The organism is Photobacterium obscurum (assembly GCF_026191635.1).
Taxonomy (GTDB): domain Bacteria; phylum Pseudomonadota; class Gammaproteobacteria; order Enterobacterales; family Vibrionaceae; genus Photobacterium; species Photobacterium obscurum.
In genome coordinates this window covers 37,240-54,682 of sequence record NZ_JAKRRW010000002.1, presented here as the reverse complement: position 1 = coordinate 54,682, position 17,443 = coordinate 37,240, and the positions used below count along the sequence as shown (strand labels likewise).

Sequence of the window (17,443 nt, the reverse complement as noted above, 5' to 3'; positions counted from 1 at the left end):
ATGAATCACTTCATTATAAAACCACTAATTTCAACCTTATTATTTTTAATAGTTTTAAACAGCTTATGACTGAAAATTTATTCGAAAATAAACAAGAAATCATATGTGGCACATTAATTCCAACCATGACTATGCTTTATTTAGACGCTCATTTTAAGTTGCCTTGGAGGGCTTATGGAAGTAGTCAAAGCATTTCTGTTTGGCCTAATCTTATCATTATCTATCGGACCTATTGCTATCCTCATCCTCAATAATGGTATCCAGCACGGATACACAGTTGCAGTAAGAAGTGCTATTGGCGCTGCTCTTGCTGACTACTGTTACGCTTTGGTCAGTTTTATGATCGGCACATGGATTATCACCACTTTTGCCCAATTCCATTACCAGATCATTTTACTCTCATCATGGGTACTCATCTTCGCCGGCTTCTATATGATGTTTGGTGCCCTGCAGAACACCAAGCTCCTTGCCAACTTTAAACGACCGACCAAGAAACTCGGCTTTCGTGCAACATTCTATTTAACCATGGCTAACCCCATCGCGGTAATTGCATTATCGGCCTTTATCGGACATTCAACCAGCCATCTAGACTTACTATTTGCCCTACAACTTGCAGGTGCTATTTTCATGGGAAGCTTACTCATTCAATGTGTACTAGCAATTTCAGGTTCAATATTTAAAAGCCACTTTGAGACGCTCACCTTCCCGTTTTACTTACAGCTTCTCGGAGGGTTGATGATCTGCTTGTTCGGTGTATATAACTTCGTCGAATTGGCAAATTAAGGGGATTTACAGTTTATTTGCAACAAAACACATATAATAACAATGAGCAACCAAGTTCATTATAAAGCGTTATCAAAACGATCAATAAAAGTTACAAACAGCAGAATAAACGTTTGCGTAATCGCTAACGCTCCCTTTCCGTAATTTTGCCGGTTCACCCTCACATTCACGATTGTTATAGTTGCAGCATAATTTATATACAAGACCATTCGGGGCAAGGAATCTCCCCCTTTATATCAATCGCAGAATTGATAACAGACTCATGATGAGGTGATTGGCAAAACTAGAGGGTAACATTATGGAATTCAACACGGTTGAACTATTGGGCTATGCATCATCACTAATGGTGGCAATTTCACTTATGATGAAAGACATTGTATGGCTTCGTATTCTAAACTTTGTTGGCTGTGTACTATTCACTACATACGGTTTTATGATCGACGCAATGCCAGTAGTAGTAACGAATGGTTTTATCGCCTGCGTAAATATTTATTTCTTGGCAAAAATGCAACAAGAGCGCTCCAAGCAAGCTAATCTTTCTTGTGAAACCGCTTAGCGAATAGCTAAAATACACTGCCATCAAAAGCCGACAATCTGCCTGTCGGCTTTTTTGTATCCAAAATTTTAACTCTCTGAATCATATTTGGAGGCATATTCTATATAGCCAAACACCTTGGAGTCACTAGGCTACATATCATATAGCTTTTGCTCTTTCTCCAGTAACACCCACCCTTTATTTGGCATATTAAGGATAAGTCGCCCTTCAGCATATAATTCAAACATCCCATATCTCCGTCAGATAGGATGTGGCGAGCCGTCGTTATTACCGTGATTTTACATAACAGAGTCTTACCCAATACATTCGCTTACATTTAGCTGTTCGCTTCCTACATACACAGACAATCTGCTGATTTATTAACGACCGGCACTCCTTTTTAATATTCATCGCTAATTCATGTCAGTCTTGTTTTCACTTTTTATTCACCTGACTGAACTTACCATTACTCAGTCTTAAATAAGACTTACCTTGTACAATGACAATGACAATGAGATAAATATGAAACCAGGAGCAAAAGGGATAACTCGTGTTATTCACGCCACAGGTTATTCGATAAAAGGGCTTCAAGCCGCTTGGAAATATGAAGCCGCATTTCGCCAAGAACTGATCTTATTGCTGTTACTCTCTGCAGCCACCTTTGCCCTTCCAGTTAATAAACTCGAACAACTCGCATTAGTCGGTAGCCTTATTCTGGTGGTGATTGTCGAACTCATAAATTCCGCAGTAGAAGCCGTTGTTGATCGCGTTGGCTCTGACTGGCATGAATTGAGTGGCCGTGCAAAAGACATTGGCTCGGCGGCGGTTTTCATTGCACTTTCTTTCGCAGCTCTGACCTGGGCAGTGATCCTGCTTTAATCTCTTCTTCGCTTTTAGAATAACTATCATGAACAAAATTAAACACTTTATTTCTTCTCGGGAGCTCACTTTAATCAGTTTCCCGCTGTTGCTTGCTGTATATTTCACCCTTGTTGTTAATTTGCCGCTCCTCTCTGAGCTAAGCGCAATTTTAAGCAAACTGGAAAGCGTAAAAATCGGTTTTGTTCTTTCAATACCACTTTTCTTTCTGGCTGCGTTTAACTTTATTTTTAATCTATTTTGCTGGCCGTACTTTGCTCGCCCTTTTTTCATTGTACTGCTTATCGTCTCAAGCATGGTCAGCTACGCAATGTACAACTACGGTGTTATCTTCGACTACGGGATGATTGAAAATATTTTTGAAACGGATACCAGTGAAGCCACATCCTATCTGAGTAGCTACTCGGTAGTATGGACAACCCTGATGGGCTCTTTACCTGCCCTATTTATCTGGAAGGTCAAATTCAAAACCAGTTACGGCCCGATGAAGCTTGTCCTATTCAAACTTATTTCGATGCTGGTATCACTGGTCGTTATCGCAATTATTGCTTTCTTTTTCTATAAAGACTACAGCTCTGTTGGCAGAAACAACAGCTACCTGAAGAAAATGATCATCCCAACCCACTATGTATATAGTGCTGTTAAATATGTCAATAACACATACTTCTCTGAACCAATCGAATACCAACAAATTGGCCTCGATGCAAAACAAGCAGACTCAGCACTGGCTTCGTCAGAAAACAAACCCACCTTATTTGTATTTGTGCTCGGTGAGACCGCGCGTTCACAGAATTACGAGCTTAATGGCTATAATCGTCCAACCAATCAATATACCCGCGATCTTGATGTCATCTCGTTCCAGGACGTCAGCTCATGCGGAACAGCTACAGCGGTCTCTGTTCCCTGTATGTTCTCCGCAATGCCAAAACGTAATTACAGCAAACCCATCGCCAACAACCAAGATAACTTTTTGGATATTATGCAACGAGCGGGAATCTCGTTGCTGTGGAAGGAAAACGATGGCGGCGATAAAGGTGTCGCAAAGCATATTCCAATGCAGAAGATCGAGCGCAAAGAAAAGAATGAGTATTGTAATGGCAGCACCTGCTACGACATGGCGCTATTAGACAACTTCGAAAATGATATCGAAGCCATGCAGGGGAACCGCATGTTGACAATGCATCTTATCGGCAGCCACGGACCGACCTATTATCAACGTTACCCAGAGGATAAGCGCTTCTTTACCCCTGATTGCCCGCGCAGCGATATCGAAAACTGCGGCGTTGATGAAATTATTAACACTTACGATAATACCATCTTGTATACCGACTATGTACTCAGTGAAACAATTGCCAAGCTGAAGAAGCTTGAGTCCCGCTACAATACCGCGCTACTGTACATTTCAGATCACGGTGAGTCACTGGGTGAAAATGGCCTGTTCCTTCATGGGACACCATATAGCCTTGCACCGGAGTACCAAACCAAGGTCCCGATGATGGCTTGGTTTTCCGAAGGCTTTAAGCAAAGTAAACATATTAATGCCTCATGCTTGAAACAAGCAGCGAAGCAAAACAGTTATTCTCAAGATAATATCTTTCATTCCATGCTCGGCATTATGGATGTTGAAACAGATGTTTATCAGGCCGGTATGGACGTATTCAGCACCTGTCGCAGCTAATTAACCATTAGATACCAAGCGGTTTTGCTTAAACATTGCCGCTTGGTATCACCATTAAAGTTGAAGTAACCAGCCCCCACTTACTTCACATTAGGCTGCTCTTCCTCATAAACACATGTTCGATTCCTACCGCTATGTTTGGCCCGGTATAAAGCAACATCGGCACGCGTAATCAGAGTATCCAGTGATTCTTTAGGTTCTCGGCAGGCGACTCCAAAACTAGCCGTCACTCTCCGGTCTTTGGACAGCCCCTCCCACTGGATACTTTCAATTCTCTGACGCAGCCTTTCAGCAAAAGTCAGTGCATTGCTACAGTCCGCCTGGGAGAAAATAACGAACTCCTCTCCACCAAGCCGGATCGGTATATCGGCACTACTGCACAACTCTAAAATTGCCGAAGCAACACCTTGCAACACGGCATCGCCCTGGCTATGGCCATAGGTATCATTAATACTCTTAAAGTGATCAATATCCACCATAATCGCGATCTCATTAGCGCCTTTTTCCCTATCCTGCTGATCAAACAATTTTTGAACAACATCTTTCATATAGATACGCGTATATAAATTTGTCAAAGGATCGCGAATTGACCGCTGATAGATTTTTTCACGCTCTTTTTCCATATCTCGATAGATCATCTCTCTCTCTATCGAAATCTGGAGTGGCAGGTGCATCTGTTCTACCACACGCTGAATTTTCTCCTGATCATTATCAAGGCTTTCCAAACTGATTAGAATGACGGCTTGGGCAGCTCCCTTACCAGGCAACACCAGCGGAATAAGCAAGCTTTCACAAACCACGCCAGACACTTCTATTGTCTTAAGCTCATAACGTTCGTTGCCATCACGCGTATCTGGTATATCTTCCGCTTCGAATACCTGAGCAACCATCTCTGGAACGTGGGTTACCGCATGGCCGCGATAATGATTTTTCTCAGTAAAATGAAGCATATCGCCATCGGTATCCCGAACGTAAAAGTCCAGGCTCTTAATCGATATTTCACCTTGGATCAGCTTGAACAATGCCGCCGCTATTTCTCTGAAATCTCGGTATATCGTCATTGTTTTGGTAATGTTCTTGAGTGTTTCGTTAAACTTCGCCAGCTTATTGAAATCTGTCGTTCCACGCAGCAGTAGATATAAGCCGCAATCGAGTGACTTCAGGCCATCTATCATATATGGGATCAGATGCTTTGGAATAATCGAACCATGCTGGGGTGCAATCATTCTCATAGGATATTTTTCAATCTCACTTAGCACATACTGCAAGATGTCGTTACTCGGAATGTAGTGCTGATGAAAAGGCTTCATACACTCCAAATAAGCTTCATCTTCTGCAAACAATGAAAACTCTTCAGTAAGCCCTCCGAAAAGATCACTCGAGAACATAATCCCTGATTCAGGATCGAACGTAGTAAACGCGCCAGGGAAATGCGCATAGGGAGTAAAACAGAAACTCAGCGTCCGATCATCCAGTTCCAGTTGCCAGTCATTGTCTTCTATCAGCCAGAAGGGGATCGCAAAACCATAATGCTTAAGCAGCATCTTAGTCCGCCAATGGGTTACAACGACGGCGTCATCACGACAGAGCAGCTGTTCAATTAACGGAATTGCACCTGTAATATCAGGATCCTGGTGCTGGCATACAAAATACTTGATAGAGGTAAACGGAATAACCTCATTAATCTTTCTTAGCGTATTGGCAAAGGTCAACTTCGAACCGGGATCAATCAAAATCGATTGATCGCCTTGTTCGATGAGATAAACATGACATTGGAATGGATCGCCTTCCTGGACATGGCCAACCCACCACACGCGAGGAGCAAGTTCAATCGCATGATTCGTATCAATATTCTCTAACTTTTTTTCTAGCCCCATCATCTGAGTGGCCCTTATTAGCAATCGTAATCTCAATCCGACGCAATCATCATACATTACTTAAGTGTATAAATTGATACAGATCATCACCACTTTGCATACGAACGCTAACAGTACAATCGTTCGGTTTACCGCAAGAACATTAGAAGCTAAAAAACGTCATGCTTGAAAAATGGAAACTATCGTCATGTCCAATCAACCAGACACTCAATAATTAATTGCCTAGAAAGAAGGTCAAACTTTGTTTTTTTGTCCATAAATTGCTAACTGTTAGCCTTGTACAACCAGTTTATCGCTGATGTTTGATACTATTTATATTCTAGAATGCGATAGGTTCATCAAGGACTAATTTAAATGGTCAATGTTTTAAAATTCAAAATTCAACTGACTATTTTGTCGATTCTTTCCTTATTGTTCGCTTATGTTTGGGTATTCCATCCAGCAACAGAAGCGACTAATTACCTAGATGTATCCATTGAAGGTACGATGACCGCCAGCTGCCTGTTTATGATGCTCAGCGCCGAAAACTTGAAGGGTTCACGTGAAATGTACTGGATTTTTCTAGTGTCTTCATCCCTGCTATTCATGGGCCACTTTCTAGATCTTATCGACGAGCTCACGATGACACTACCCATTCTAGATATTTTAGAAGGCATATTTAAGCCATCCGGTATTTTACTGTTGCTTGCCGGCACCTACCGTTGGGTAGAGTTTCAAAACAAACAATCTCAATTAATGCGCCATCTAGCAGAAATCGATCCGCTCACTGGACTCTTGAATCGCCGGGCATTGACCGACAAGGCCACGTCGCTAATTCAACGTTCTCGCCGAGACACCAGACAGATAAGTGTCATTATTTTTGATATTGACCACTTTAAACGGGTGAATGATAGCTTCGGGCACCTATTTGGTGACCAGGTGCTTGTGGACGTTGCAACAACCATCAAATCAATACTACAGGAAAACAGCTATTTTGCTCGATTGGGTGGTGAAGAATTCATCGTACTTTTAGGCGATACCAGCACCAAGCAAGCGACACGAATAGCCGAAGAAATCAGAACAAGTGTAGAGATGTTAAAAATATCCCACAACCACCAAAAAGTGACGTGTACAGTAAGTCTTGGGATAGCCACTGACTATGTCAGTGACGGCGGGATAGAAACACTCATTGAGCAGGCAGACAAATCACTCTACGAAGCCAAAGCTCTTGGCAGGAATTGCTGGCGAGTTGCCCAATAAGCCTCCGTAGGATATTCACAAGCTTAAAGTTTTCAGCCATAACTGAAGGCGTTTTATGGCGCTAAGGACCACAGATTATCAATCCGCGACATCGTCCCTCTTCAAGTCCCCAACATAAAAACAAAGCGAAATTTATAGATGCCCGACTTAATGTTTCTGGTATCTGACGAATGTCTATACTTATACCTCAGTCAGTACAGCTGAGCATGACGCTCACACTATAGAAAAATAGACAGACAAGAAGCGGAGCTAACATGAAAGACCTGCTTAAAGAATCCATAGAAAAATCCCGTGAAAGAATTCAGGATGTATCAAAAACAATAGATAGCAAATCGACAGAGTTATCCGAGGACACCAAGCAGTTGTGGCAACATGCCAAAGCACGCCTTTCTGACATCAACGGAAAACTGGGTGAAGCCTCAAACCACCTTGCCAGCAAAACTGATGATGCAGCTCTTCAAGCCCATCTGGCAGCCATGGAGGCACACGATAAATGGCAAAGCATCAGCCAATCCTTTGAAAAGTTAGCTGACCAAACAACACGTCGTGCCAAGAGTGAGCTCGATCATGCGGCTCTGCAAAGCCACTTAGCCAAAATGGATACGAAAGACTTTATGGAAACAACGGGAAATAACATCGTCCATAATTTTAATATTTCTCGAAATAAGGTCGAAACAACAACCATGACTTCGGTAAAAGATATGGAGCAATATTTTAGCCAGATTGCCAAAAAGATCCGTCACGATGAATAGTCAAGCTATAGCCAGCTCCAGACATCAACAACCAGCTTTTAGCTGGTTATTGGTGTCATGGCTTTTATAACTTACAACAACGCAGCTTTGCCCTTCTTCGCGGCTAACGACATGCAACTATCTGTGAAATAGAGCTTTGGGGGGCACTGGTTATCCCTTCAAACTGATGAAGAATTTTCCAGCCTTCGAACTCTTCCTGCAATTCATTTTCCCTTAGCAAAAAATCAGGGTTACGTGGCCTGCCATAGACTTTTTGTCCCTGGTTGAAAGTCTCATAGATCACTAAACCTGAGCTAGCCGTGCTGGTTTTGATTGCTTGAAATAGGGGCCTGTGCAAATAGCGAAAGACAATAACAGCACCAAAACATTTATCCGCCAAAGGCGAGCCCGTTTCAAGATCGACTAACCAAGTCCTTGCCGAAAGCTGCTCAGCCTGAATAATATCTTCAATCTGGTTTAACTGCTCCTGATTCTGATCGGCAAACACAACAGAGATACCCTGCCGGGCCAAATACAGCCCGTTACGGCCACTACCACAGGCGAGATCCAAGACCTCACCTAGCTCGGAAGCTTGCCTCAACTCACGAACAAACTTCTCCACCAGCAATGAATGCGTAGACTGGTTATGATGGATTGCCATATCGTTATTCACCTCTTAATACCGTGCTTGTTATTATGACATTCAGTCTGTTACGAAGTGCACATGAAATCTGCCTGTCAACTTAACAGACAGGCACGATTCCTTGTCACATGTTGTACAGTCTTAAATTATATTTGAGACTTCCCATCGAGCAGGGTTATTCCATTCTCTTTCACGACATCTTCAAATGTATCATCGAGGAATTTCACATTGGTATACCCTTTTTTGGTTAATGCCGTATAAGCTAGCGATGCGCGAGCACCACCAACACAATGCAGGACAACCAAGCCTGTTTTAGGAATACGATCCAAGTGCCGTTCAAGCTCATCGAGTGGAATATTCATTGCGTTTTTCAGGCGGCCCTGGCTGGCTTCGTCAGCGGATCGGACATCAATAATCATTGCCTTGCCAGAAGTCACCGCATTGACAAAATCTTTCTCGTCAATTGCGCCTGTAGCCAATTTCTTAACATAATTGAGCTCTGTGGCAATCTTGCCACTTTCAACCGGCAGCTGCGCTTCAGACCACCCGACAAAGCCTTCATTTAATATGGCAACATTTTTGAACTTCCAGAATGTCAGTATCTCGTAGGCTTCAATGGCTTCGTCGCTTGAGTCACTGTTCGCAACGATGGTAATAGGCGCTTTTTTATCTCTGAGCGTGAATATCGTGCGCTTTTGAGTTGGGTATTTTTCCTTATTCCACTGCTCATGCATCTGTACCAGCTCTAATGCCGGAAGGTGAACCGAACCTTTAACAAAGGATTTCGGAGCTGTTCTTACATCAAGAATAACATGATGAATATCTAGGTTTTTCGCCAACCATTCTTGATTGACATGAGAGGGGTAAACATCTGCTTTCCAGGCCGGGAAGCCATCAACATAGGCCCTGACATTCTGGTAACCGTTCGTCTTGGCAATTTTTAATGCCTTGGGGCTCAGCGGGCAAGTTACACCGCCGCAATAAAACACCAACGGCGTCGCTTTATCTTCCAGTAGCCAGTTAAGATTATTACCAAGTTCGCTTGCCGGTGACGGTTTCGCCCCCGGTATATGGCCAGTATCATATTTGCTCTTAGGGCGAGCATCACCGATATAAAGAGGCTGACCACTCTCTATCAGCTCAGCCAGTTCATCAGTACCAATTATCTGATCTTTGGGTAAGTTGACCAGAACACGCTTTATCTTGCCGGCAACCATATTGTCGTCAACCGTTGCCTTAAACTTGGTGTTGACCATCAGGTCTTTGAAAGAATCAGCACTCTCAAGCTTTGTTTCCTCTGTGAACTTAAGAACGCTGACCTCGTTAGTCTTCGGGTTAATAAACTGAATAACTTTTCCTTGTATCGAAATCGATTGGATCTTACCGATAATTTCTTCGGCCATTGATGAATACGGCATAGTAAATAGAACTAATAAGAGAGCAGCTTTCTTAAACATGAATATTCTCCATAAATTCACAGTAAAACTCCGTGATTATCACTTTCACATTCGTTGATACCTGATGTAAGCCTTGTACTCCGTTAACAGCTTTGACTTGAAATTCAGAACTTAATTACAACTCGGTAGCTCTCCGCTATCGGCCGCATATTTCATTGCAAAGTCTTTGATATGTGGTGCCATTTCCAGGAACTTTTCACTGCCAAGAAACTCAGCTGATTCCGGATGCTTCTTGCTGTATTTCTTGATAAATCTTGCTGCATCCTTTTTGAAATAGCGCTTCCACTCAACTTTCAAGTGCTGAGCTGCAAACTCCTGGCCGTTATAGCCAAAATGTGGACGTAGGTATTCCAGGTAGTATTCCTGACCTTTGGCAGGGTCTGCCGAAGCACCGAAAGGGGCCAAGGCGAACATCAGTACAAGAATCAACTTTTTCATCGTAGGTGCCTCTTTAAATAAATAGTGAGATATCGTTATTCATCCACAGTCTCTTTCCCTGTGAGCATCGTTTTGATATGACTCGACAGTTTCGCGCCCAAGGTGATCAGGTAAAGGTGCACTATCAGAAACGCGAGGATGGCATAAGCCGAGAATGTGTGGATCACAGCCACAGCCCCTATCTGATCGATATAACCTGCAGCGCGTAACTCAGGGAAAAAGAAGAAAATTAAACCGGTAATAATCTGGACAGGGAGCAATCCAAATAGCAGCCCCAAATAAGCCAATCGCTGTAGCGGATTAAATTTATTTTCCAGCGACATACGGTGCGGATGATCTTCACCGACAAAGACCCCGTAAAGGTAGAAGCGTATGACTCCGTCGATCCCCTTCATGTCAGGAACAAACTGTTTCCACTCCCCGGTTGTAAAGACCCAAGTGAAAATCAGGATGACAACAGCAATCCAGATAAACCCTGCCCAGTGATGCAATGTCGTGCTCAGCTCAAAACCGAACAAAGTCATAATTCCGTGAATTTCCAGGCCCGTCAGTAGCAACAGCAACACCAATATTGCCTGCCCCCAATGCCAGAAGCGCTCAAAACGTTTAAAAATAACAGTTGTCTTTTTCATGATTTTTTCCCGTCTTTGTTCTTCTGGCTATCTGCCGCCTTCACTTGTCTACGACGTACTGTCACTATGCGGGTAAGCGCGTGTAACAGCACACCGGCAAATCCCCCCCAGATCGCGATAGCACCAAAATATTCAACCAGGGAGTTACTATCTCGGCCGACGAGATAAAAATCATTGAGTCCAGCCAGACGGCTTTCCCGACTATGACAAGATTCACAGGCAACGGCTTGCTCCTTACGAGCAACCATGTGTTTGATAGGCCAGTAACCGTTGGTTTCAATAAAAGCGTAGCTACCACTAAATTCCACGCTGTTAAGCTTGGCTCCGGCAGCAAGTGCCTTGCCCCAGTCATACTCAGTCCAAAATGCGCCCGAACCAGGTCGACCGTAAAGCTTGATTGGCAGCATACGATTAAACTCAGTATCGTAAGGTTGTTTTCCGCGATGAATTTTGAATGGCCAGATACGAGCATCTGGATCACTGTAACTGCCTGATGGCGGATTGATATCGATTGGCGCCTTGTCTGGGTCAATGGTGTCAAGCAGTGTCATCTGCTTTAGCTCGCCTTTATACCAGCGATATTCCGGTACCACATTACGCCCCCAGGTGAAGGTCCCCTTCTTGCTCATATAGGCATGGTTGACCACACCATCAAATTCCTGGTCGAGGGTAAATGGCTTGCCGTCTTTCATTTGTCCCGCCGTTGACCAATCCCAGGAAAGCTTGGTCAGGTAGGGGCCACGAGCCATCTCGGGAATATGACAGGAGGTACAGGCAACCTTGGCTGTATGATTATCGATGATTCGCGCTTGGTGAGGCGTAGCGCTATGGCAGGATTCGCAGGAGACGTTGTTGCCTTTGCGAGATACCCGGCCTTTGTTAAGATCATGGTCTATAAAAGCTTTTCGGTCATTGTAACGGCCGGAGATTTTGTGTTCGCTGGCGGTATGACAGGTCTGACAGCTGAAATTGAGCTTTTCCGGACTCATATGTACATCCAGCTCAAACGCTGGATTGATCAGAGACAGATCCGTATCACCATGTTTAACCCCGTTACCGCCCCCACCTACGGCATGACAGGCAAGACAGTTATCACGATCCGGGCTACCGACATGTTGAGCGACATATTTCAGATCAACTGCTTTCTGCTGTTTGCCGCCCACCTTTATGTCTTCATAGTAAGGATGACCAGAAGAAGCCGCTGATTTCTTGTAGGTCTCTGTCTGGTCATGACACACCAGGCAGTCAACATTCTCTTCGGCGTCAAACTCGAAATCTTCATTGCGCCAACCATAGCCAATATGGCACTGGGTACAACTCTCATTGCCCCTAGCGGACACACAGTAGTTATTGAAGCCGTTTATCCCTTTACCTACTTCGACACCATCGACCTCTTTTGACCAGCTCCAGTGAAAGGTCTGGTGGATCTGTTTAGATGCCTCGGTATGGCAACTGAGGCATGCCTCCGTCACATCCGGCGCGTAGTCAAAGTCCTGGTTAAGGATCTCGAAGGTCGAATGGTCTGCCGTGCTGGCTATCGACGAGACCTCATGCATTCTGCTCTCTGTTTCTTCTCCGCCAGAAGCGTAAGCCGGAGTCATCCAACATAAAAGCAGCATCAACAGTGTTGTTTGAATTTTCATCTTTACAGGCCACCTTTAGCAACAAGATTCTAACCTGCTCGATTACGCCACTCGCTATCATCCTCAGAGTGAAAACTATAGACACACAACAACCATCAGCTTTCAATAATATTCTAATGTACCTTGGTAATCTTTCCCTCCAAGGTTGTCTTGTACAGTTCTAAGCATCAGGTAATAACGTTAACCAAGCAAACTTTAGCAATTACTAAAACACTAAAAGCTTATACAGCTATTGCTAACATAGTACAAAAACCACAAATTACCTATGGTTATAGGGGCATTTATTCGTTCCTATAACTTGGATCACAATATTTATTTCCTAGCCACAAGCTAAAAAACTGACCATCAGTATTAACGCAATATTTAACAAATAAAAACAAACACTTAATAACAAATTAGAATCATTGCATAGGCAGACATCATAAATCAGTAACAACAAGTAAAAGTCATAAGCCTCAAACACCTAATCGAAACGTTAATCCACAGTAACGAAATTCAGAGAGGTAAACGAATTGTCCAAGATGTATCCTGAGCAGCTAGAGCATATGAAGCAGGCACTCATTGAATGGTAGGAAGCGAATGAGGAGCCTCAATGGGGCGGCAAGGCTAAAAATAATCTGCCCCTTCTTTAGCAAAAAAAGAGGCATTAATCGGAAACGGATTATTTTATCGCACTACAAAAGCTTACATCTGCGATGTCTTTCTCGTTATCGTAGCTGTGGTAAAGCTCAAAGCAAGGTCTGTCATCCATCTCAATACCAAGTTCTACAATTTGAGAGATATGTTCGTTCCACGCCGGGCCATATTGAGACTTGTCTGTAATAGTTTTACGCAATGTCCCGTACGCACCACCAGGAAATGCTTGTAGCTCTACATCTCCTGACACTTTGGCGCTTTCTCGAACCATTAAACAGATGTCTGTTCGACACTTTTCAGGTGGTGTCAGCTCAGGGTTATCATGGTAGATAAATATACAAGTCGCATCGGCTACGCCTTCTGCTGCTGCCCACTGATAGAGTTTATTTAATGCTTGTTCATAATTTTCACCATACGGACCTGTGACACGAATATAAGCCAGAGTACCTTGTTCAAACTGTTTTCTTTCCATTGTTATTCTCCATTGTTTACGGTCAGGAGAAGTATATGAATTAAGAGCTTGATAATCGTTTCCATCCTTGCTCAGTTTGTTTCCAATCTTGCTATTTTGTATCGCCTCATAAAACAGTTTGATATTTGTGCAATTTCGGATGTCGGTTGGAGATAGGTTAAAATGTTTACGAAACGCCTTAGCGAAATTTTGTGAACTGGAAAACCCATGTTCCAACGCAACCTCAATAACCGCAGGCTTATTATAAAACAGGTCTTGTGCTGCTTGTTGTAACCTTAGGCGACGCAAATATTCATTAAGTGTTTCCCCTGTAACGGCTTTGAATACACGGTGAAAATGATATGGAGAGAGTAAAGCTAAGCGTGCCACCTCTTCTAGATTTAGCTGAGAATTATAATTCTGCTCTAAGTAGCGAATTACAGGTTTAAGTTTTTGATGGTAGTTGGTTTTCATCAGGTTTTCGCTTATAGAGATGACAATAAACAACAGTATGGCTAGATACTGATTTTATGTACAGTGATTTTATGGCTGCACATCAGCAAATTTGGCATGCATAAATATTCAAATATTATTGACACATCTCCACGTTTGATGTTTGAATCAGGTCATCCCAGATTTATGGGATCAGAAGAGGTGCGTTAACCAGGTAGTCTGTTCGAGGTATCCAAATACCCACGACCACAGATAAGGGGGATTGACGCCGAGGTAAGTTTGCGTTTGGAAGCATGGCTTATCGGTTGCTGGGGCTGAATCCTCAGGACTGTCACCTATGGTGGAGAGCTTCTGGTGTTTGTGTTTTCTCGCCTCACGTGGCTCATTGTCATTGGTGCCTTCGCAAAACCAAGCTCTCTGAACTGATATCAAAAAGTTCGGATGAGAGATGCCTAATCAAAATTCTATTCCCACAGCCGGGAATGAGCGCTTACAACAAACCACATTATGGACGGCCCTCATCACCCCGTTCAGCCCCGATGAGTCTATTGACTTTACTACCCTGACCCAGTTAGCCAAAGAGCAAGAGGCCGCGGGGAATGGGATCCTGCTCCTCGGAAGTACCGGCGAAGCATTGGCACTGACAATAACAGAACAGCAGGAAGTGATCCGTCATATCTGTGCTCTGGAGCTTTCTGTACCACTCATGGTGGGGGTCGGCGGCTTCCAGCTGCAACAACAAATTCAATGGCTGGATTTTTTAAACGATTTTCCTGTCGATGCTCTGCTGATACCAGTCCCGCTATACGCCAAGCCTGGCGCCACTAGCCAGCTGAAATGGTTTAACAACCTACTTGATGCCAGCCACTGGCCATGCATGCTCTATAACGTACCTTCACGCACCGGTGTCGCGCTTGACGAACAAACTTTAAGCTCACTGGCAAACCACCCCAACGCATGGGCCGTGAAAGAAGCCAGTGGAAGCGTCGAGGCTTTCACCCGCTACCGAAACGCGGCTCCATCACTGCAGTTTTTCTGCGGTGACGATGGGCTGCTGGTTGATTTTGTTGCCGCTGGTGCCTGCGGCCTGGTATCTGTCGCCGCCAACGCCTGGCCTGAAGCCACTGCCCACTATGTTCGCCAGAGCCTTAACCTGGCTACGCCTAACTTCAAAACCTTGTGGCAGCAGGCTGGTAACAGCTTGTTCTGTGCTGCCAACCCGATTCCGGTAAAGGCTCTGATGCAATATCAGGGACGCCTTAAGAACGCCGGTCTGCGTCCCCCTCTTTATAGTGAAGAGCTACAAGAATTAACCCCTGTTTTAAATGCCGATACGGCAATACACCAATGGATGGAAACATGTCAGAATCAGTAGTAACCCCGGACTGGACGATTTTACTTGATCAGCTTGAGTGTGGCGAAGCACGCACCGCTACCCAAGACCAACAAGGAAACTGGCACGCTGATGCCACTGTGAAGCAGGGGATCCTAGCCGCTTTTCCAGCAGGTGAACTGACCAGCTTCGGGCCGGAGTACCCTGGCGCAGTTGACAAACATAACCTGGCTCCACGCCAATTTACCCCAAAAGAACAGGTTCGTCTGGTACCGGGAGGATCCGCAGTTCGCCGCGGAGCTTATATCGCTCCTGGCGTTGTGATCATGCCGCCCGCCTATATTAATATCGGCGCCTATGTCGACAGCGGTACCATGGTAGACAGCCATGCCCTCGTTGGCTCTTGCGCCCAAATTGGCAAAAATGTCCACCTCTCTGCCGGTGTACAAATTGGTGGTGTGCTTGAACCTGTTGGTCAAACACCCGTGATCATTGAAGACGACGCATTTATCGGTGCCGGCTGCGTGATTGTTGAAGGGATTATTGTCAAAAAAGGCGCGGTCCTGGCGCCAGGAGTGACGCTGTCTGCCGCTGTGCCGGTATATGATCTGGTCAATGAGTGCCAGTTACCAAAAGGCACACCAATTCCGGAAGGCGCCGTAGTTGTTCCGGGTAGCCGCCCGGCCAGCAGCGAATGGGGCAAAAAGATAGGCCTGAGTGTACAGTGTCCTGTGATCATCAAATACCGGGATGACAGCAGTGATGCTTCACTCATTCTGGAAGAGGCGCTTCGTTAATGGGAATGACTAAGCAAGTACGTAAGACGCTACAACTCGCCAGCAAGCAGCAATCGCACTCGTTTTATGCCTATGATCTCGACGGTCTGGATCAGCACTTGGCAGATCTTGCTAGTGCTCCGGCCAAGCTATGGTACGCCGTTAAAGCGAATCCGTTATCGGCCATCATTCAGGCCCTTGACGCCAGAGGCTTTGGCTTTGATGTCGCGAGCGTAGGCGAGCTAAAACAGGTATTGGCGCAAGGCGTCGATCCCGCCCGTATTTTAAATACCGGCCCAGTAAAAACACCCGACCACCTGGCTGAGTTTGTCGAGCTCGGCGTGCGTATTTTTGTACTGGAAAGCCACCAGCAGGCTGATGATCTGGCCAGGATCGCCCGCGCCAGGCAAATTCGTCCTCAAGTGCTACTACGAGTACAACTGCCATGGACTAAAGACCCCGAAGAAAAGATCAATGTATTAGGGGGAAGCAGCCCGACCCCATTCGGGCTGACACCTGAGCAGTGGATGCCTGATGCCTTCACTTTGCCTAATGAGTTTGAGCTGCTGGGTGTACACTGCTTCCAGTGGGGCAATATTCTTTGTGCCGAAACCCTGCTGCAAACCTGGCAGGCAGCTATGCCTAAACTTGCTAGCTTGCTGGATGCCTGGCAAATATCAGCTCCTGTTGTCGACTTAGGCGGTGGGCTTGGTATTCCCTATGCAGAACAACAGCAGGAGCTTGACTGGCAGCGAGTTTGTCAGGGGCTGGCTCAGCTGAAAAGCCAGTACCAGCTTGGCGAATGCTGGATGGAACTCGGCCGCTATGCGGTTGGCCCATATGGCTACTACGCAAGCAAGATTGCCGATATCAAAGACAATCAGGGTGTTCGTTTTGCTGTGATTGAAGGTGGAAGCCAGCATCTGCTACGTCCTGCGCTAACAGAACAGGCTTTTCCTGTAGAAGCGCTGCAATCAAGTGATTCACCGCTTACCTCTTATCAGATCCACGGCGCCCTCTGCACCGGGCTAGACTGCCTTGGCTGCTTGCCACTGCCAGACAACCTGCAGCAGGGTGAATGGCTGATTTTCTCTCAGGCGGGCGCATATGGTTTTACCGAAAGTATGCCCTACTTCCTGTGCCACACCCTCCCTGCCGAATTAACCTTCTCGAAATCAGGGATTGAAGTTTTGCGACCGAGTTCACCAGCCAGTCATTATTTAGCTTGAATCTAGATAGCGTTTAGAGTCAGCCAATTC

16 protein-coding genes and 1 riboswitch are annotated in these 17,443 nt (G+C 45.0%); of the genes, 9 read left to right on the top strand and 7 right to left on the bottom strand.

From position 1 onward, the window contains the following. Window positions 1-174: 174 nt before the first annotated feature. The 4 genes from MD588_RS02565 to MD588_RS02550 all read left to right on the top strand — a co-directional run bounded on the left by MD588_RS02565 (window position 175) and on the right by MD588_RS02550 (window position 3,875). Window positions 175-783: a LysE family translocator gene (locus MD588_RS02565; protein ID WP_265695230.1), complete on the top strand. Its 609-nt coding sequence runs from the start codon at window positions 175-177 to the stop codon at window positions 781-783. A gap of 298 nt (window positions 784-1,081) precedes the next feature. Further along, window positions 1,082-1,339, top strand: a complete 258-nt coding sequence (locus MD588_RS02560; protein ID WP_265695229.1) for a hypothetical protein — start codon at window positions 1,082-1,084, stop codon at window positions 1,337-1,339. 501 nt (window positions 1,340-1,840) lie between these two features. Further along, a complete protein-coding gene (locus tag MD588_RS02555) occupies window positions 1,841-2,197 on the top strand; it encodes a diacylglycerol kinase (protein WP_265695228.1) in 357 nt (118 codons plus the stop codon). Between the two features lie 28 nt (window positions 2,198-2,225). Next, entirely contained in the window at window positions 2,226-3,875 is a 1,650-nt protein-coding gene (locus MD588_RS02550; protein ID WP_265695227.1) for a phosphoethanolamine transferase, read from the top strand. An 80-nt stretch (window positions 3,876-3,955) separates the two neighbouring features. On the opposite strand, the gene MD588_RS02545 is transcribed toward MD588_RS02550, so the two are convergent. After that, window positions 3,956-5,755 (bottom strand): oxygen-binding di-iron domain-containing protein, encoded by a 1,800-nt coding sequence (locus MD588_RS02545; protein ID WP_265695226.1) that lies wholly within the window; start codon window positions 5,753-5,755, stop codon window positions 3,956-3,958. Between the two features lie 351 nt (window positions 5,756-6,106). Here MD588_RS02545 and MD588_RS02540 point away from each other — a divergent pair, with 351 nt between their 5' ends. Next, window positions 6,107-6,991 (top strand): GGDEF domain-containing protein, encoded by an 885-nt coding sequence (locus MD588_RS02540; protein ID WP_265695225.1) that lies wholly within the window; start codon window positions 6,107-6,109, stop codon window positions 6,989-6,991. Window positions 6,992-7,245: 254 nt separating this feature from the next. After that, window positions 7,246-7,743 (top strand): hypothetical protein, encoded by a 498-nt coding sequence (locus tag MD588_RS02535; protein WP_265695224.1) that lies wholly within the window; start codon window positions 7,246-7,248, stop codon window positions 7,741-7,743. A 103-nt stretch (window positions 7,744-7,846) separates the two neighbouring features. On the opposite strand, the gene MD588_RS02530 is transcribed toward MD588_RS02535, so the two are convergent. The 6 genes from MD588_RS02530 to MD588_RS02505 form a co-directional block, all read right to left on the bottom strand. Continuing rightward, entirely contained in the window at window positions 7,847-8,383 is a 537-nt protein-coding gene (locus MD588_RS02530) for a methyltransferase domain-containing protein (protein WP_265695223.1), read from the bottom strand. A 128-nt stretch (window positions 8,384-8,511) separates the two neighbouring features. Further along, a complete protein-coding gene (locus tag MD588_RS02525) occupies window positions 8,512-9,822 on the bottom strand; it encodes a rhodanese-like domain-containing protein (protein WP_265695222.1) in 1,311 nt (436 codons plus the stop codon). Window positions 9,823-9,933: 111 nt separating this feature from the next. Beyond that, on the bottom strand, window positions 9,934-10,260 hold the full coding sequence (locus tag MD588_RS02520) for a hypothetical protein (protein ID WP_265695221.1): 327 nt from the start codon (window positions 10,258-10,260) through the stop codon (window positions 9,934-9,936). Window positions 10,261-10,295: 35 nt separating this feature from the next. Beyond that, complete coding sequence (locus MD588_RS02515) at window positions 10,296-10,892, bottom strand: cytochrome b/b6 domain-containing protein (protein WP_265695219.1); 597 nt, start codon at window positions 10,890-10,892, stop codon at window positions 10,296-10,298. Then, window positions 10,889-12,535 (bottom strand): tetrathionate reductase family octaheme c-type cytochrome, encoded by a 1,647-nt coding sequence (locus tag MD588_RS02510; protein WP_265695217.1) that lies wholly within the window; start codon window positions 12,533-12,535, stop codon window positions 10,889-10,891. The genes MD588_RS02515 and MD588_RS02510 overlap by 4 nt, the downstream gene beginning before the upstream one ends. 661 nt (window positions 12,536-13,196) lie before the next feature. Beyond that, on the bottom strand, window positions 13,197-14,096 hold the full coding sequence (locus tag MD588_RS02505) for an AraC family transcriptional regulator (RefSeq protein WP_265695216.1): 900 nt from the start codon (window positions 14,094-14,096) through the stop codon (window positions 13,197-13,199). A gap of 167 nt (window positions 14,097-14,263) precedes the next feature. Continuing rightward, window positions 14,264-14,434, top strand: a riboswitch (Lysine riboswitch). 89 nt (window positions 14,435-14,523) lie between these two features. Between MD588_RS02505 and dapA the strand changes: the two genes are divergently transcribed. The 3 genes from dapA to MD588_RS02490 are packed head-to-tail and all read left to right on the top strand — an operon-like array spanning window position 14,524 to window position 17,413. Beyond that, window positions 14,524-15,450, top strand: a complete 927-nt coding sequence (gene dapA / locus MD588_RS02500) for a 4-hydroxy-tetrahydrodipicolinate synthase (RefSeq protein WP_265695215.1) — start codon at window positions 14,524-14,526, stop codon at window positions 15,448-15,450. Continuing rightward, entirely contained in the window at window positions 15,435-16,205 is a 771-nt protein-coding gene (locus MD588_RS02495; protein ID WP_265695214.1) for a 2,3,4,5-tetrahydropyridine-2,6-dicarboxylate N-succinyltransferase, read from the top strand. Before dapA ends, MD588_RS02495 begins: the two co-directional genes overlap by 16 nt. Beyond that, window positions 16,205-17,413: a PLP-dependent decarboxylase gene (locus MD588_RS02490; protein WP_265695213.1), complete on the top strand. Its 1,209-nt coding sequence runs from the start codon at window positions 16,205-16,207 to the stop codon at window positions 17,411-17,413. The genes MD588_RS02495 and MD588_RS02490 overlap by 1 nt, the downstream gene beginning before the upstream one ends. Window positions 17,414-17,443 lie beyond the last annotated feature (30 nt).

Bases quoted from the DNA above. Each gene is read 5' to 3' on its own strand.
- MD588_RS02565 (WP_265695230.1), top strand. From the start codon at position 175: ATGGAAGTAGTCAAAGCATTTCTGTTTGGCCTAATCTTATCATTATCT.
- MD588_RS02560 (WP_265695229.1), top strand. From the start codon at position 1,082: ATGGAATTCAACACGGTTGAACTATTGGGCTATGCATCATCACTAATG.
- MD588_RS02555 (WP_265695228.1), top strand. From the start codon at position 1,841: ATGAAACCAGGAGCAAAAGGGATAACTCGTGTTATTCACGCCACAGGT.
- MD588_RS02550 (WP_265695227.1), top strand. From the start codon at position 2,226: ATGAACAAAATTAAACACTTTATTTCTTCTCGGGAGCTCACTTTAATC.
- MD588_RS02545 (WP_265695226.1), bottom strand. From the start codon at position 5,755: ATGATGGGGCTAGAAAAAAAGTTAGAGAATATTGATACGAATCATGCG.
- MD588_RS02540 (WP_265695225.1), top strand. From the start codon at position 6,107: ATGGTCAATGTTTTAAAATTCAAAATTCAACTGACTATTTTGTCGATT.
- MD588_RS02535 (WP_265695224.1), top strand. From the start codon at position 7,246: ATGAAAGACCTGCTTAAAGAATCCATAGAAAAATCCCGTGAAAGAATT.
- MD588_RS02530 (WP_265695223.1), bottom strand. From the start codon at position 8,383: ATGGCAATCCATCATAACCAGTCTACGCATTCATTGCTGGTGGAGAAG.
- MD588_RS02525 (WP_265695222.1), bottom strand. From the start codon at position 9,822: ATGTTTAAGAAAGCTGCTCTCTTATTAGTTCTATTTACTATGCCGTAT.
- MD588_RS02520 (WP_265695221.1), bottom strand. From the start codon at position 10,260: ATGAAAAAGTTGATTCTTGTACTGATGTTCGCCTTGGCCCCTTTCGGT.
- MD588_RS02515 (WP_265695219.1), bottom strand. From the start codon at position 10,892: ATGAAAAAGACAACTGTTATTTTTAAACGTTTTGAGCGCTTCTGGCAT.
- MD588_RS02510 (WP_265695217.1), bottom strand. From the start codon at position 12,535: ATGAAAATTCAAACAACACTGTTGATGCTGCTTTTATGTTGGATGACT.
- MD588_RS02505 (WP_265695216.1), bottom strand. From the start codon at position 14,096: ATGAAAACCAACTACCATCAAAAACTTAAACCTGTAATTCGCTACTTA.
- dapA (WP_265695215.1), top strand. From the start codon at position 14,524: ATGCCTAATCAAAATTCTATTCCCACAGCCGGGAATGAGCGCTTACAA.
- MD588_RS02495 (WP_265695214.1), top strand. From the start codon at position 15,435: ATGTCAGAATCAGTAGTAACCCCGGACTGGACGATTTTACTTGATCAG.
- MD588_RS02490 (WP_265695213.1), top strand. From the start codon at position 16,205: ATGGGAATGACTAAGCAAGTACGTAAGACGCTACAACTCGCCAGCAAG.